13 protein-coding genes are annotated in these 14,542 nt (G+C 63.7%); 6 read left to right on the top strand and 7 right to left on the bottom strand.

From position 1 onward, the window contains the following. Positions 1-3 precede the first annotated feature (3 nt). The 6 genes from RFM52_RS18390 to RFM52_RS18365 all read left to right on the top strand — a co-directional run bounded on the left by RFM52_RS18390 (position 4) and on the right by RFM52_RS18365 (position 6,750). The gene (locus RFM52_RS18390; RefSeq protein ID WP_320293091.1) at positions 4-1,119 is read left to right on the top strand and encodes an ABC transporter ATP-binding protein; all 1,116 of its coding nucleotides are present in this window, start codon (positions 4-6) and stop codon (positions 1,117-1,119) included. Between the two features lie 68 nt (positions 1,120-1,187). Continuing rightward, complete coding sequence (locus tag RFM52_RS18385) at positions 1,188-2,690, top strand: GMC family oxidoreductase (protein ID WP_320293090.1); 1,503 nt, start codon at positions 1,188-1,190, stop codon at positions 2,688-2,690. Next, entirely contained in the window at positions 2,687-3,448 is a 762-nt protein-coding gene (locus RFM52_RS18380) for a 3-ketoacyl-ACP reductase (protein ID WP_320293089.1), read from the top strand. The genes RFM52_RS18385 and RFM52_RS18380 overlap by 4 nt, the downstream gene beginning before the upstream one ends. Positions 3,449-3,454: 6 nt before the next feature. After that, a complete protein-coding gene (locus RFM52_RS18375) occupies positions 3,455-5,083 on the top strand; it encodes a GMC family oxidoreductase (protein ID WP_320293088.1) in 1,629 nt (542 codons plus the stop codon). 10 nt (positions 5,084-5,093) lie between these two features. After that, the gene (locus RFM52_RS18370; protein ID WP_320293087.1) at positions 5,094-5,411 is read left to right on the top strand and encodes a Dabb family protein; all 318 of its coding nucleotides are present in this window, start codon (positions 5,094-5,096) and stop codon (positions 5,409-5,411) included. Between the two features lie 91 nt (positions 5,412-5,502). Beyond that, positions 5,503-6,750: an MFS transporter gene (locus RFM52_RS18365; protein WP_320293086.1), complete on the top strand. Its 1,248-nt coding sequence runs from the start codon at positions 5,503-5,505 to the stop codon at positions 6,748-6,750. A 98-nt stretch (positions 6,751-6,848) separates the two neighbouring features. Here RFM52_RS18365 and RFM52_RS18360 read toward each other — a convergent pair whose 3' ends face one another. The 7 genes from RFM52_RS18360 to RFM52_RS18330 form a co-directional block, all read right to left on the bottom strand. After that, positions 6,849-7,694, bottom strand: coding sequence for an EamA family transporter (locus RFM52_RS18360; protein WP_320293085.1), 846 nt, complete (start codon positions 7,692-7,694; stop codon positions 6,849-6,851). Continuing rightward, positions 7,691-8,626, bottom strand: coding sequence for an endonuclease/exonuclease/phosphatase family protein (locus tag RFM52_RS18355; RefSeq protein ID WP_320293084.1), 936 nt, complete (start codon positions 8,624-8,626; stop codon positions 7,691-7,693). The genes RFM52_RS18360 and RFM52_RS18355 overlap by 4 nt, the downstream gene beginning before the upstream one ends. A 110-nt stretch (positions 8,627-8,736) precedes the next feature. Beyond that, the gene (locus RFM52_RS18350; protein WP_320293083.1) at positions 8,737-10,290 is read right to left on the bottom strand and encodes a cation:proton antiporter; all 1,554 of its coding nucleotides are present in this window, start codon (positions 10,288-10,290) and stop codon (positions 8,737-8,739) included. 160 nt (positions 10,291-10,450) lie between these two features. After that, the gene (locus RFM52_RS18345; protein ID WP_320293082.1) at positions 10,451-11,515 is read right to left on the bottom strand and encodes an ABC transporter ATP-binding protein; all 1,065 of its coding nucleotides are present in this window, start codon (positions 11,513-11,515) and stop codon (positions 10,451-10,453) included. A 15-nt stretch (positions 11,516-11,530) separates the two neighbouring features. Continuing rightward, positions 11,531-12,322, bottom strand: coding sequence for an ABC transporter permease (locus tag RFM52_RS18340; protein ID WP_320293081.1), 792 nt, complete (start codon positions 12,320-12,322; stop codon positions 11,531-11,533). Beyond that, entirely contained in the window at positions 12,319-13,236 is a 918-nt protein-coding gene (locus RFM52_RS18335) for an ABC transporter permease (protein ID WP_430699200.1), read from the bottom strand. Before RFM52_RS18335 ends, RFM52_RS18340 begins: the two co-directional genes overlap by 4 nt. Before the next feature lie 63 nt (positions 13,237-13,299). Then, positions 13,300-14,406 (bottom strand): ABC transporter substrate-binding protein, encoded by a 1,107-nt coding sequence (locus RFM52_RS18330; RefSeq protein ID WP_320293080.1) that lies wholly within the window; start codon positions 14,404-14,406, stop codon positions 13,300-13,302. Positions 14,407-14,542: the final 136 nt, after the last annotated feature.

Genomic DNA, 14,542 nt, shown 5'->3' with positions numbered 1-14,542 from the left:
ATCATGGCTTTTCTGGAAATTGATGGGCTGAAGAAGCGCTTCGGGAATGTCGAGATCCTGAAGGGCATCGATGTCGAGCTCGAAAAGGGCGGCTTCCTCGTGCTGGTCGGCCCGTCCGGCTGCGGCAAGTCCACGCTGCTCAACACCATTGCCGGTCTCGAGAACATCACCGAGGGCGAGATCCGCGTCGAAGGCCGGGCGATCAACGATCTGCATCCTTCGAAGCGCGATATCGCCATGGTCTTCCAGAGCTACGCGCTCTATCCGAACATGACGGTCGCCGGCAACATCGCCTTCGGCATGGAGATGCGCGGCGTGCCTGCCGCCGAGCGTCAGGCGGCGATCGACAAGGTGGCCAAGATCCTGCAGATCGGTCACCTCCTCGGTCGCAAGCCCAGCCAGCTTTCCGGCGGCCAGCGCCAGCGCGTCGCCATGGGCCGGGCGCTGGTGCGCGACCCAAAGCTCTTCCTGTTCGACGAGCCGCTCTCCAACCTCGACGCCAAGCTGCGCGTCGACATGCGCATCGAGATCAAGCGCCTGCACGCGACCACCGGCACGACGATCGTCTATGTCACCCACGACCAGATCGAGGCGATGACGCTGGCGACCAAGATCGCCGTGATGCGCGACGGCGAGGTGCAGCAGTTCGGCACGCCGGCCGAGATCTACAACAACCCGACCAACATCTTCGTCGCCGACTTCATGGGCTCGCCGGCGATGAACCTGATCCCCGCCAGGATCGACGGCAATGGCAGCGGGCTGTCGGTGGTGCTGGAACGCGAAGCCCGCCAGCCGATCACGCTGGCGGTGCCCGGCGCCCCGGCCGGCCTTGCCGCCTTCAAGGACAAGCCGGTGATCTTCGGCGTCCGCCCCGAAGCGCTGACCGATCCGGAAGGCGCCGAGCGCAACGGATCCGAGATCGCCACAGCCGACTGCCACATCGAAGTGGTCGAGCCGGCGGGGTCGGACACTTTCGCCGTCACCAATCTGGGCGGCAAGGGCGTGGTGGCCCGGTTGCGCGCCGATGCAAGGATCCAGCCTAACACCAGCACGCCGCTTGCCTTCAACCTCAGCAAGGCCGTGTTCTTCGATCCGGCGACCGAGAAGCGCATCCTCTGATGCATGTCGCCCAAAAGTGGCTCCAGTTTTGGGGCAACGACATGCATCAAAATAAAGACCCTTAGACCATGGCAAACCCGGATATTGTCATCATCGGCTCCGGCATCGGCGGCGCCACGATCGCCTCCGGCTTGGCCGGCAGCGGCGCCTCGATCCTGATCCTGGAGCGCGGCGAGCCGCTGCCCGCGACGCCGCATGCGCGCTCGACGCGCTCGATCTTCGTCGAAGAGCACTACCGGCCGAAGGAGATGTGGCGCGAGGCCGGAGGCGCCGCCTTCAATCCCGGCAACTATTACTATGTCGGCGGCAATTCGAAATTCTTCGGCGCGGTGCTGATCCGCTACCGCAAGGAGGACTTTTCCGAGCTTGAGCATTTCGGCGGCGTCTCGCCGGCGTGGCCGTTTTCCTATGACGAATTCGAACCATGGTATTCGAAGGCCGAGCAGTTGTTTCGCGTGCGCGGCACGCTCGGCGAGGACCCGACCGAACCGTTCCATTCGATCCCCTACCCCTTCAAGCCGGTCCCGGACGAGCCGCCGATCGCGCGCGCCCGCGCCGAGCTGAAAAGCCTCGGCCTGCATCCCGCTTCGCTGCCGCTCGGCGTCGACATCGAGACCTGGCTGAAGGAAGGCAAGACCGGCTGGGACGCGTTCCCCAACACCGGCCAGGGCAAGATCGACGCCCAGACCGGCCCGCTGACGGCGGCGCTGAAAGATCCAGACATCCGGCTTGAAACCAGCGCCCATGTCGACTGGCTGGAAACCGCGCCGGACGGCAAGACGATCGCCGCCATACACTACACCCAGAACGGCACGCAAAAGACGCTGTCGCCGAAGCTCGTCATCCTGTCCGCCGGCGCGATCAACTCGGCCGCCATCCTGCTGCGCTCGCCGTCGGCGAATGGCCAAGGCCTCGCCAACAGCTCCGACCAAGTCGGGCGCAATTTCATGAACCACAATTCGAGCGCGATGCTGGCGATCGACCCGCGCCGCCGCAACGACAGCGTCTACCAGAAGACGCTGATGCTCAACGATTACTATCTGTCGGACGGCAAGGGCGGCAAGCCGCTCGGCAATGTGCAGCTGCTCGGCAAGATCGACGGCAACATGCTGAAGGCCAATGTGAAGTCGATGCCGAAATTCGTGCTCGACTACATGGCCGGCCACGCCGTCGACTGGTACCTGATGTGCGAGGACCTGCCCGACCCCGAAAGCCGCATCATGGTCGACGGCAAGGACATCGTCATGCAGTGGCGGCGCTCCAACATGCAGTCGCTGGAAGGTCTGACCAGGGTCATGCGCGAGAACCTTCGCGCCTGCGGTTATCCGATCGTGCTGTCGCGCCCCTTCGACAAGCGCACCCCCTCGCATCAGTGCGGCACGGTGAAGATGGGCAACGACCCGGCCACCTCGCCGCTCGATCCGCTCTGCCGCGCCTATGACCACCGGAACCTCTACGTCGTCGATGGCGGCTTCCTGCCGACATCGGCCGCGGTCAATCCCGCACTGTCGATCGCAGCGCAAGCGTTGCGCGTCGCCGATCACATCCGCAAGACGGAGCTTGCCGCATGAGCCGCCCGGCAGCCATCGTCACGGGAGGCGCGCGCGGCATCGGGCTCGCCTGCGCCGAGGCGCTGGCCGATGCCGGCTTCGACACCCTCGTTGCCGACCTTGCCGAGAAACCTGCGCACGGACTGGCAGAGAATATCGCGGCACGCGGCGCGAAGTTCGCCTATGCCCGATGCGATATTGCCGACCTTGCCGCCCATCAAAGACTGGTCGACGCCGCGATCGCCGCCTTCGGCCGCATCGACTGCGTGGTCAACAATGCCGGCGTCGGGGCCGTGGTGCGCGGCGACCTGTTGGAGCTGAAGCCGGAGAATTTCGACCGCGCCTTGAACATCAACCTGCGCGGCACGGTGTTCCTAAGCCAGGCCGTCGCCAAGGCCATGCTGGCGACGCCTGCCGGCCCAGCCAGATCGATCATCACCATCACCTCGGTCAGCGCAGCGATGGCCTCGCCGGAGCGTGCGGACTACTGCATTTCCAAGGCCGGTCTTTCGATGTGGGTGAAGAACCTGGCGCTGCGGCTCGCCGCCGAGAACATCGGCGTGTTCGAAGTGCGGCCGGGCATCATCCGCACCGACATGACATCAGGGGTTTCCGCCAAATATGACGCGCTGATCGAGGGCGGGCTGGTGCCGGCAAAACGCTGGGGCGAGGCCGGCGACATCGGCGCCGTCGTCGCAGCACTTGCCTCCGGAAAATTCGGCTTTTCGACCGGGTCGGTCATCGATGTCGATGGCGCGCTCTCGGTGCCACGCTTGTGAGGAACAATGGCTGATTACATCATTGTTGGCGCCGGTCCGGCCGGCTGCGTTCTCGCCAACCGGCTGAGCGAGGATCCGTCCAATTCCGTCCTGCTCCTCGAAGCCGGCGGCAAGGACTGGCATCCGCTGATCCATATGCCGGCGGGCTTCGCCAAGATGACCAAGGGCATCGCCTCCTGGGGCTGGTCGACCGTGCCGCAGAGAAACATGAAGGACCGCGTCTTCTGGTACACGCAGGCCAAGGTGGTCGGCGGCGGCTCTTCGATCAACGCGCAGATCTACACGCGCGGCAACGCCCGCGACTACGATGCCTGGGAGAAGGAAGAGGGGCTGACCGGCTGGGGCTATCGCGACGTGCTGCCCTATTTCAAGCGCGCCGAAAACAACCAGCGCTTCGCCAACGATTTCCATGGCGACCAGGGTCCGCTCGGGGTGTCGAACCCGATCTCGCCGCTGCCGATCTGCGAAGCTTATTTCCGCGCCGGCCAGGAAATGGGCATCCCGTTCAATCCGGACTTCAATGGCGCCAGCCAGGAAGGCGTCGGCTACTATCAGCTCACTCAGAAGAATGCGCGGCGCTCATCGGCCTCCGTCGCTTATCTGAAGCCGATCGGCGCCCGCAGGAATCTGACGGTCAGGACCGATGTGCTGGTCAGCCGGGTCGTCGTCGAGAACGGCCGCGCCATCGGCGTCGAGGTGGTCGACAGACCCGGTGGCGAGAAGACGATCCTGCGCGCCGGACGCGAGGTGATCGTCTCGTCGGGCGCGATCGGCTCGCCTAAGCTCCTCATGCAATCGGGCATCGGCCCGGCCGATCATCTGAAATCGGTTGGCGTGACACCGGTGCATGACCTGCCCGGCGTCGGCTCCAACATGCAGGACCATCTCGACCTGTTCGTGATCGCCGAATGCACCGGCGACCACACCTATGACAATTATGCCAAGTTGCACCGCACCCTCTGGGCCGGGCTGCAATACCTCTTGCTCAAGAAGGGTCCGGTCGCCTCGAGCCTGTTCGAGACCGGCGGCTTCTGGTACGCCGACCCGACGGCCGCCTCGCCCGACATCCAGTTCCACCTCGGTCTCGGCTCCGGCATCGAGGCCGGCGTGGAAAAACTGAAGAATCCGGGGGTCACGTTGAACTCGGCCTTCCTGCGCCCGCGCTCGCGCGGCACGGTGCGATTGAAGAGCGCCGACCCGGCCGACCACCCGCTGATCGATCCCAACTACTGGTCCGATCCTTACGACCGCGACATGTCGATCAAGGGGCTTAGGCTGGCCCGCGAGATCATGCGCCAGAAGGCGTTGCAGCCCTATGTGCTGCGCGAGGTGCTGCCTGGGCCGAACCTGCAAAGCGACGCGGACCTTTTCGACTATGCTTGCCGCACGTCCAAGACCGACCACCACCCGGTCGGTACCTGCCGCATGGGCCATGATGCGATGGCCGTGGTGACGCCCGATCTCAGGCTGCGCGGCATCGACGCCTTACGCGTCTGCGACGCCTCGGTGATGCCGCGCGTGCCTTCCTCCAACACCAATGCGCCAACCATCATGGTCGGTGAAAAAGGCGCCGACCTCATCCTCGGCCGCGAGCCGCTGCCGCCGGCCGTGTTCAAGGGCAACCAGGCGGCGTGAGGCATCAACGATGATCCGGCATTGCGTCTTCGTCCGCTTTCGCGACGACGTTCCTGCAACCGAGCGCGCGGCGATCCATGCCGATCTCGAAGCGCTGCGCACCGTCGTCGACGGCATGGGCAAGGTGCATTTCAGCGCCAATGTCAGTCCCGAACCCTTTGCGCGCGGTTTCGACCATGGCTTCACCATCGACTTTGACGATGCCGCGGCCCGTGACGCCTATCTGGTTCACGAGGCGCATCAGCGCGCAGGCGCCCGCCTGGTCGCCGCGCTCAAGGGCGGCACTGACGGGCTGATGGTCATCGACCTCGAGGTGACGCAAATGTGACCGCTCGCCGGCTTAAAACCGGCAGCTGTCCCGTTCTCTTTTGCACCTTATGGAACATATCGTTCCTTGGGGGATGCAAAGGAGGACCGCCTTGAACCTCACCAGCGAACAGAAGAAAACCGTAACCGCATCGTTCCTCGGCTGGACGCTTGATGCTTTTGATTTCTTCCTTTTGACTTTCCTGCTGACCGATATTGCCGCTGAATTCCAGACCGACGTGCCGGCGGTCTCCAAAGCGCTGTTCCTAACACTGGCGACGCGCTTCATCGGTGCGTTCTTCTTCGGCATGCTTGCCGACAAATACGGCCGTAAGCCCATTCTGATGCTGAATATCGTCAGCTATTCGGTGATCGGCGCCTTGGCCGCCTTCTCGCCAAATCTCGGCATATTCCTGGCGCTGCGCGCCCTGTTTGGCATCGCCATGGGCGGCGAGTGGGGCCTGGGCAGCTCGCTTGCCATGGAATCCATTCCGCCGAGCGCTCGCGGCATGGTCTCGGGCATCCTGCAATGCGGTTATCCGGCCGGCTACCTGCTGGCGGCGGTGGTCTACGGGCTGCTCTATGGCCAGAAGATCGGCGACTTCACCTTCGGCTGGCGCGCCATGTTCCTCTTGAGCTTTCTGCCGGCGCTGATCGTGCTTTTCATCCGCTCGCATGTGCCGGAATCGCCCGCCTTCGCCGAGGCTCGCCAGCACGTGAAGCCAGGATTGCTCGAAACGCTGCAGAAGCACTGGGGCATCGCGCTCTATGCCGTGGTGCTGATGATGTTCTTCAACTTCTTCAGCCATGGCACGCAGGATCTCTATCCCACCTTCCTGAAGAAACAGCATGGCTTTGATCCGCACACGGTGAGCTGGATCACCATCGTCGCCAACATCGGCGCGATTGTCGGCGGACTGGCCTTCGGCGCCCTGTCGGAAAGGATCGGCCGCGTCAATGCCATCACGCTCGCCTGCCTGATCGCCTTGCCGGCGCTGCCGCTATGGGCCTATTCGACCACGCCCTTCATGCTGGCGGTCGGCGCCTTTGTCATGCAGATCGCGGTGCAAGGCGCCTGGGGCGTCATCCCGGTGCATCTCAACGAGCTCTCACCCGGTGCGGTGCGCGCGACCTTACCCGGCTTCATCTATCAGGCCGGCAATCTCGCGGCGTCCTATGGTGGTCCGTATCAGGCGGGCATCGCCGAGGCGCCCGGCAGCAGCTATGGCTACGCGCTGGCGCTGTTCGCCGGCGTGGTCGCCGTCTGCATCATCATCGTCATCCGCTTCAGCCCGGAAAAGCGCGGCCAGGTGATGACCGTGTTGGACCATGAGGTTGGAGCAATTCCGAGAAAAGTGTGAACGGTCACGCTCGGCGACATCGCCGGAGCCTCCGTCTGAATTGGCTCAAAAACAAAGGGATAGGGCGGATCGCCGCTTCAGTGAGACGGGGATCTGCCCTATCCGAGTCTGAGCGCCGCGACGCCGGCAACGATGCCGAGCGCCGCGGCTGCGCGCCAGGCCGTCATCTTCTCGCCCAGCGCCAGCACCGAGATCAGCATGGCGAACAGGATCGAGGTCTCGCGCAGCGACGCCACCGAGGCGATCGGCGCCTTGGTCATAGCCCACATCACGATCCAGTAGGCCGCGCCGCTGAGCGTGCCGGTGAACAGCCCGGCCTTCCAGTCGCGCGCCAGCATCGGAAGCGACTGCGGTCCGCGAAAGACGATGCAAAGCACGAGCGCCCACGCCGCATCGCAGACGAAGAGCCAGGCCGCGTAGCTTTGCGCGGTTGCCGCAAGCCGCGCGCCGCTGCCGTCGGAGAGCGTGTAGCTGGCGATGAAGATCGAGGTGCCGAGCGCAAAGCCGACCGCGCGCAGATTGAGCTTCTCCAGATGCGCCCCGCCGCGAAACGACATGACCAGCGTGCCTGCCGACAAAAGCACGATGCCGAGGATGGCGAACGGTGCCGGCACCTCGCCTACCACGACGATGGCGCCGAGCGCCGAGAGCAGCGGCGCGGTGCCGCGCGCAAGCGGATAGGTCTGGGCGAAATCGCCTGCCTTGTAGGCGCCGACCAGGAAGGTGCGATAGCCCATATGGAACAAGACCGAGGCGAGGATGAACGGCCAGACCTCGGCCTTCGGCACCTCGACGAAAGGCAGCACCACCAGCGCCGCGAACCCCATGCCGAGCGTCATCAGCGTGATCGACAGGAAGCGGTCTAGATGCACCTTGACCAGCGCGTTCCAGATCGCGTGCATGGCCGCCGCCGAGAGCACGGCCAGGAAGACGAACAGCGTCATGTCGGTTTCATCGACCCCGGTTTCATAGACCTTGTCGAGCCGAAAGGCGTTTCGAGATCGATGTCGATCCTGAGCGGGAAATGATCCGAAGCGACCTCGCCGATATCGGCCCGGATCGAGCGCACGCGATCCGCCAAACCGCCGCCGACGAAGCAATGGTCGAGCCGTCGTTTGGCGAGCCTGCCGTCGATGATCTTTTCGTGCGTATGGAAGTCCAGCCCGGACTCGCTGGCGACGGCCGCGGCATCGACGAACCCGTCGATGTAAGCGGCGCCCCGGTGGTAGGGCGTATTGCCGACGATACGCCGGTATTCGGCGCTGCCCGGCTCCATGTTGAAGTCGCCCAGCCAGATCGCCGCCAGCGGATTTTCCGGTTCCGGCTGGCCGTTCGACCAGTTGCGCTGCGGCTCGTCGTCGACGCCGCTCCAGGGGCCGCCATCGGACGGCGCGCGGCGATGCTCGGCATTGAGGTAATCGATCTGCTCCAGCCGCTCCTCCGCCGCGATATGGGCAAGATGCAGCGAGAGCACCCGCACTGGCCCTGCCGGCGTGCGGATCATGCATTCGAGTGCCGCGTTGCGGGTGTTGAGCGGCCTTGCCGTGCGCCGCAGCGGCAGCGTGTGCAGCCTCGACCAGACGATCGGCAGCCTCGAAAGGATCATCGTGCCGAACTGCCGCCGGCGATTGACGATGCGGTCGTCGCGCCTCTCGCTGGCATCCATGTCGAAGGCGGGGCCATAGGCCCAGTAATAGTCGGGCAGCAGCCCGGACAGGATCGCCGGCTGGTCGTCCTCATTGCTGCGCTGCCAATGCCGCTCGACCTCCTGCAGCGCGATGATGTCGGCGCCGTCCACCAGCCTGGCGGCTCGCGTGAGATCGTAGCGCCCGTCGCTGCCGTAGCCGTACTGGATGTTGTAGCTGATCAGCTTCATTGATTAACCGGCTCACTTCTGGTGATCGCAGTAGCGCTCCACCCACCGCGTTGCAATGGACCGCGAGGGCAAGCGGAATAGTCCAACGAATGACGACCGAACTGCCCGCTCTAATAGGTCGTCAGCGGCTGAAAGCTTCCGGCCGGTGATGCCGCCAGTTCCGACCAGTCGATCTCCTCTTCCAGCCGGTGATAGGCTTCGTCGCCGATCGTGCCGTTGCTGCGCAGTTCCTCCAGCCTGTCGCGCTGCCGTTTGATGGCGTAGAGGCGCAGCCGGTCGTATTCCGTCGCGGCTTGCGCGTCCTCGGGATTTTCGGCGATCCGGCGTTGAGCCTCGTACTGCTCCCGCACGACGGCGGCAGCGGCCGATGTCTTGCGGTTCAGCACGTCGAGCGCGGCCTGCATGATGGCGACGCGCGCCTCGGCCACCTCGCGATCGATCGTCGTATCCCGGTCGAAATTGAGCCAGCGCAGCAGCGGCTTCAAGCTCATCCCTTGCAGGACCAGCGTGCCGAGCACGACAGCGAACGCGGCAAGCACGATCGGATCACGCCCGGGAAAATTGGCCGGCAAGGCAATTGCCACCACCAGCGTCACCAGACCGCGCATGCCGCACCAGCCGACCAGCACGGCGCCGCGGAATGTCGGCCTATCCCGCTTCTGCTCATCGCTGTCGAAGCGGGCAAGCCAGCGTATGACCGCGACGTAGCCCATCACCCAGACGAAACGCGCCGCGATGACGACGGCCAGCACAATTGCGGCGAAGAGAAAGGCCTCGCCCTGCCCGTCGCCGGAGAGACGTCCGACGATCGACCGCGCCTGCAGGCCCATCAGCACGAAGGCCAGCACGTTGAGCACGAACACGGCCGATTCCCAGACCGAATAGGTGCTGACGCGGCGTCTCGCCGACATGCGGCGTGGCCCGGTGCGCGCGATGGTGATGGCATAGACGACGATGGTGATGATGGCGGAAAGGCCGAGCTTGTCGGCAATGATCCAGACGGCGAAGGTTCCGGCGAACTGCACGACAGTGCTGCTTGCCGCATCCTCGATGCGCGTCAGCGTGAGCAGCGACACCCGGCCGAACAGGTAGCCCGCGACAACGCTGCCGACCGTTGCAAGCAGGATGACGGGCACTGCGTCCTTCAGCATGAGCGAGCCGATGGCGGCCGCAACCGATATCCGGTAGATCAACAGCGCCGTGGCGTCGTTGAGCAGGCTCTCGCCCTGCAGGATCGCGGTCAGACGGTGCGGCACCTTGAACTGATTGAGCACAGCACTTGCCGCGACCGCATCCGGCGGCGCTACGATGGCGCCGAGCGCGATCGCCGCCGCGATCGGCAGCCCGGCCATCTTCCAGCCGACAAAGGCAACGACCACAGTGGTGAAGACGACGGCGCCAAGCGCCAGCAGCACCAGCGACAGCCGGTAGCGCTTCAGGTCGCGCAGCGAGGTGTCATAGGCAGCATCGAGCAGCACCGGCGCGATGAACAGCGCCAGCGCCAGTTCCGGATCGATTTCGATCACCGGCGCGCCCGGCACGAAGGCGATCCCGACGCCGGCAAGCGCAAGCAGCGAGGGGTAAGGCACCTCAAGCCATCGCGATACGGCCGTCAGCGCAACGGCAATGAGAAGCAGGATCAGGGTGATCTCGAAAAGCGCCATGGCTCATCGTAGCCATGGAACCAGACGTTGGGCACTGCAAAAGTGAATGGTGAATGGTGAATGGTGAATGGTGAATGGTGAATGGGCATCATCAGAAGATCTCGAGCACGTAAAGTGCTGATTGCCATTCACCATTTACTATTCACCATTCACTCTTTCCCTAATGCAAAACCAGCATATCGCCTGACGAAAACGAGATATCCGCCTTGTCGCCGACGACCGGCGGCGGAGTCGTCGAGTTGTTGAAGGTGTCGAGCGACACCGTGTTGCCGCCGATGCCGACGCGCACGCGGATGACCGAGCCGAGGAAATGCACTTCGGCGATCTCGCCCGACAGGCTGGTGTCGTGCCCGGGCTGGCGGGCCAGCGAAATCGCTTCCGGCCGCAACGCCAGCGACAGCGTATCGCCAGACTTCGAGCCGTTGAGCTTGCCCTTGAGCGAGACTTCCTGGGCGTTGACCTGCACCTTGCCCGTAGAGGCGTCGGTGACCTTGCCTTCGAGCACATTGAGCGTGCCGACGAAATTGGCGACGAACTTGGTCGCCGGTCGGTTGTAGATCTCGAACGGCGTGCCGACCTGCTCGGCCTTGCCGCCATACATCACCGCGATGCGGTCGGAGATCGACAGCGCCTCTTCCTGGTCATGCGTGACGAAGATGGTGGTGATGCCGAGCTTCTTCTGGATCGAGCGGATTTCCTCGCGCAGCGACACGCGCACCTTGGCGTCGAGCGCCGACAGCGGCTCGTCGAGCAGAAGCAGTTTGGGTTTCGGGGCAATCGCCCGCGCCAGCGCGATGCGCTGCTGCTGGCCGCCGGACAACTGGTAGGGATAGCGGTCGGCCATCTGCGGCAGCTTGATGATGTCGAGCATCTCGGCGACGCGCCTGTCGCAATCCGCCCTGGGCATGCCGGCGACCTTCAGGCCGAAGGCGATGTTCTGCGCCACGGTCAGGTTCGGGAACAGCGCGTAGGCCTGAAACACCATGCCGACATTGCGCTGGTTGGGCTTCAGCCGGGTGATGTCCTTGCCGGCGACGACGATCTTGCCGGCCGAGGGCTCTTCGAAACCGGCGACCATGCGCAGCACCGTCGTCTTGCCGCAGCCGGACGGGCCGAGGAAGGAGACGAACTCGCCGGGCTCCACATCGAGGTTGAAATCCTGCACCACGGTGTTGGCGCCGTAGGACTTTCGCACATGCTGGATGGACAGGAATGGCTCGGCCATGGCTTTTCTCTCAGGTCAATTCGGTCGGTTCGCCGATTTCGGCGCGAAACGGGACAGGATCTGGATCAGCGACATGCAGCCCCAGGTAATCGCGAAGGCGATGATGGCAAGGGCTGCCGGCTCATAGGCGCGGTTGGCGCCGATGTTCTGCAGATACGGCCCGAACGCCGGACGGTTGAGCAGGCTCGCCATCGTGAATTCGCCGATGACGATGGCGAAGGTCAGGAACGCGCCCGACAGCACCGCGATCAGTACATTGGGCAGAATAACGCGGGTTATGATCGTGGTCCAGCCGGCGCCTAGAATCTGCGCTGCTTCGGTCAACGTCCTGACATCGATGGTGCGAAGGCCAGTGTCGACGGCACGGTACATATAAGGCAGCGCCAGCGTCGCATAGCCAATCACCAGCAGGGCGCTGGCGCCCAAGTCGGTGGACAGGAAAGGCAGAGGCGAGTTCGAGCCGTACATGCGAATATAGCCGAACACGATGACGATCGCTGGAATGACCAAAGGCAGCAGTGTGATGAACTCGACGATCGGCCTGATTTGAGGCAGGCGCAGGCGGATCCAGTAGGCCGCCGGCACCACGACCAGCACACCGAGGACGATGGTGAAGATCGCAGCGATGACCGAATACAGGAACGTCGCCTGGAAGCGTGGGTCGCCGAGCACGACCTGATAGGCGTCGAAGGAATGGACACCGCGCCGCATGCGCATCGAAAACTCGAATGTCGCGAGCAGCGGAATGAAGAAATAGGCCGTGCCTATACCGAAGACGACCCAGGCCCAGAATTTGCCCGACTTCATTTCAGCCACCTCTCGGAACGGGTCCGGAACCAGATGTAGAAGACATTGGCGAGTCCGGTGATGACGATCATGCCGAAGGCGATCGCATAGCCGAGCTGCGGGTTGTGCAGCACGTCGCCGTTGATCTGCGAGTAGAGCTTGATGGGCACGATGTTGAGCTGCGGGCCGGAGAACGCATAGGCCGTCGCGATGGCGCCGAAGGCATTGGCGAACAACAGGATGACGGTGCCGAGGAAGCTTGGGAACAACACCGGTATCACCACCATCCGCCAGTACTGCCACTGCGTGGCGCCAAGCGTGGCCGCTGCCTCGTTCCATTCCTTCTTCAAGCCGTCGATCGCCGGCACGATGATGACCACCATCAGTGGGATCTGGAAGAACAGATAGACCACGATAAGGCCCCATGTGGTGAGGAAGTTGAACCCCATCGCATAGATGTTCAGATTGAATATGTCGCGCAGCAGCACGGTCACGATGCCAACGCGGCCGAGCGTCGCGATGAAGGCGAAGGCCAGCGGCAAGCCGGCAAAATTGGAGGCAACGCCGGAGAAGGTCAGCGTCGCGGAACGGACCCAGCTGGGCAGGCCGCCGCGCACGATGGCGATCGCTATCGCGAGCCCGGCGAACGCGCCGATGATGGCCGACCAGAAGCTGATCTTGATCGAAACCCAGTAGGAATTGCTGATCGAAGGATCGCTCACCAGCTGCAGGATGTTGTCCAGCGTGAACCCGCCTTCGCCGGTCTCGAACGCGCCGATGACGAGATAGATCGTCGGCAGGATCAGGAACATCAGCACAAAAACGAAGAAAGGCGCGACACCAATCCACTGCGTCGGCAGCCGAAAGGCCGTTGCCTGACTTGGCGGCGCGGATTTGGTGGCAATCGACTGATTTGAAAGCGAGAGATCGGTCATGCGCCGGCACCGTCTTCGAGAGAAAGCCGGGCGGCCGTTTGGCCGCCCGGTGCATTTCAAGTCTTACTTGACGTTGGCGCCGACGGTGGCGTCCCAGTTCTTGCTGATGACTTCCTTGGCCTTGGCCTGCTCATCGAGCGTCGGGAACACGGCCGCGGCATAGGACTCGGCCGGCGGCAGCTTGCCCAGCACGTCCGCCGGGATCTTGCCGTTCTTGGCGAGGTCGTTGAAGCGGATCGGGTGGCAGTAGCCCTTCAGCCAGCCGATCTGGCCTTCGTCGGAGTAGAGATACTCCAACCACAGCTTGGCGGCATTCGGATGCGGCGCGAAGGCGCTGATCGCCTGCACGTAGACACCGGCGACGACGCCCGTCTTCGGCACGATGACGTCGACCGGCGGGTTGCCCTTCAGCGTGTCGCGGCCGGCGAGCGCGTTGTAGTCCCAGGTGATCAGGATCGGCGTCTGGCCCTGCGCCAGCGTCGCGGACTTGCCGACGACCGGAACGAAATTGCCGGCGGCATTGAGCTTCTTGAAGAAGTCGAGACCGGCGGTGCCGGCGGCTTCGCCAGCGGCCGCACCCGTCGAAAGGCCGGCGGCATAGACGCCCTGGATGGCCTGGTTCGAAGCACGCGGATCACCGGCGAGCGCGACGGTGTTGGCGAATTCCGGCTTCAGCAGGTCGGCCCAATCGGCCGGCGATTGCTTGACCAGATCCTTGTTCACTTCGAAGGAAAGCACGCCGTAGTAGTCGCCTGTCCAGGCGCCGTCGGCATCCTTGGCGCTGTCCGGGATCGAGTCCCAGGTCGACACCTTGTAAGGCATCAGCAGGCCGTCTTTCTTGGCGGTCGGGCCGAAGGAGAGGCCGACGTCGATCACGTCAGGCGCCTGCGGGCCCTTGTTGTCCTTGTTGGCTTTGATCGCCTCGACCTCGTCGCCCGAACCGGCGTCCGGGTTGAGTTCGTTGACCTTGATTTCCGGATATTTAGCCTTGAAAGCGTCGATCACTGCCCCGTAGCCGCACCAGTCATGCGGGAGCGCGATGACAGTGAGCTGGCCTTCAGCCTTCGCGGCCTTGACGAGATCGTCCATCGAAGCAGCGGACGAAATCACCGTCGACGCGAAGAGCGTCGCGGCCGAGAGGGAAAGCACTTTCCCCGTGAACTTGAACATGTGTTCTCTCCGTTGAACTGGCGCGCTTAAGCGCCTGCGATGCGGGTATCGTTTTCGTGTGACAGCCAGATGAAGGCTTTTTGAAACCCGAGCCCCGCGGCCAAAAAAGTTAACTCTTTTTAACAGACTGTAGCAA

Source organism: Mesorhizobium humile (assembly GCF_033977215.1).
Taxonomy (GTDB): domain Bacteria; phylum Pseudomonadota; class Alphaproteobacteria; order Rhizobiales; family Rhizobiaceae; genus Mesorhizobium; species Mesorhizobium humile.
Note: the sequence above shows the minus strand (reverse complement) of the source record. Positions and strands in the feature narration are given on the sequence as shown.

Bases quoted from the DNA above. Each gene is read 5' to 3' on its own strand.
- RFM52_RS18390 (WP_320293091.1), top strand. From the start codon at position 4: ATGGCTTTTCTGGAAATTGATGGGCTGAAGAAGCGCTTCGGGAATGTC.
- RFM52_RS18385 (WP_320293090.1), top strand. From the start codon at position 1,188: ATGGCAAACCCGGATATTGTCATCATCGGCTCCGGCATCGGCGGCGCC.
- RFM52_RS18380 (WP_320293089.1), top strand. From the start codon at position 2,687: ATGAGCCGCCCGGCAGCCATCGTCACGGGAGGCGCGCGCGGCATCGGG.
- RFM52_RS18375 (WP_320293088.1), top strand. From the start codon at position 3,455: ATGGCTGATTACATCATTGTTGGCGCCGGTCCGGCCGGCTGCGTTCTC.
- RFM52_RS18370 (WP_320293087.1), top strand. From the start codon at position 5,094: ATGATCCGGCATTGCGTCTTCGTCCGCTTTCGCGACGACGTTCCTGCA.
- RFM52_RS18360 (WP_320293085.1), bottom strand. From the start codon at position 7,694: ATGACGCTGTTCGTCTTCCTGGCCGTGCTCTCGGCGGCGGCCATGCAC.
- RFM52_RS18355 (WP_320293084.1), bottom strand. From the start codon at position 8,626: ATGAAGCTGATCAGCTACAACATCCAGTACGGCTACGGCAGCGACGGG.
- RFM52_RS18350 (WP_320293083.1), bottom strand. From the start codon at position 10,290: ATGGCGCTTTTCGAGATCACCCTGATCCTGCTTCTCATTGCCGTTGCG.
- RFM52_RS18345 (WP_320293082.1), bottom strand. From the start codon at position 11,515: ATGGCCGAGCCATTCCTGTCCATCCAGCATGTGCGAAAGTCCTACGGC.
- RFM52_RS18340 (WP_320293081.1), bottom strand. From the start codon at position 12,322: ATGAAGTCGGGCAAATTCTGGGCCTGGGTCGTCTTCGGTATAGGCACG.
- RFM52_RS18335 (WP_430699200.1), bottom strand. From the start codon at position 13,236: ATGACCGATCTCTCGCTTTCAAATCAGTCGATTGCCACCAAATCCGCG.
- RFM52_RS18330 (WP_320293080.1), bottom strand. From the start codon at position 14,406: ATGTTCAAGTTCACGGGGAAAGTGCTTTCCCTCTCGGCCGCGACGCTC.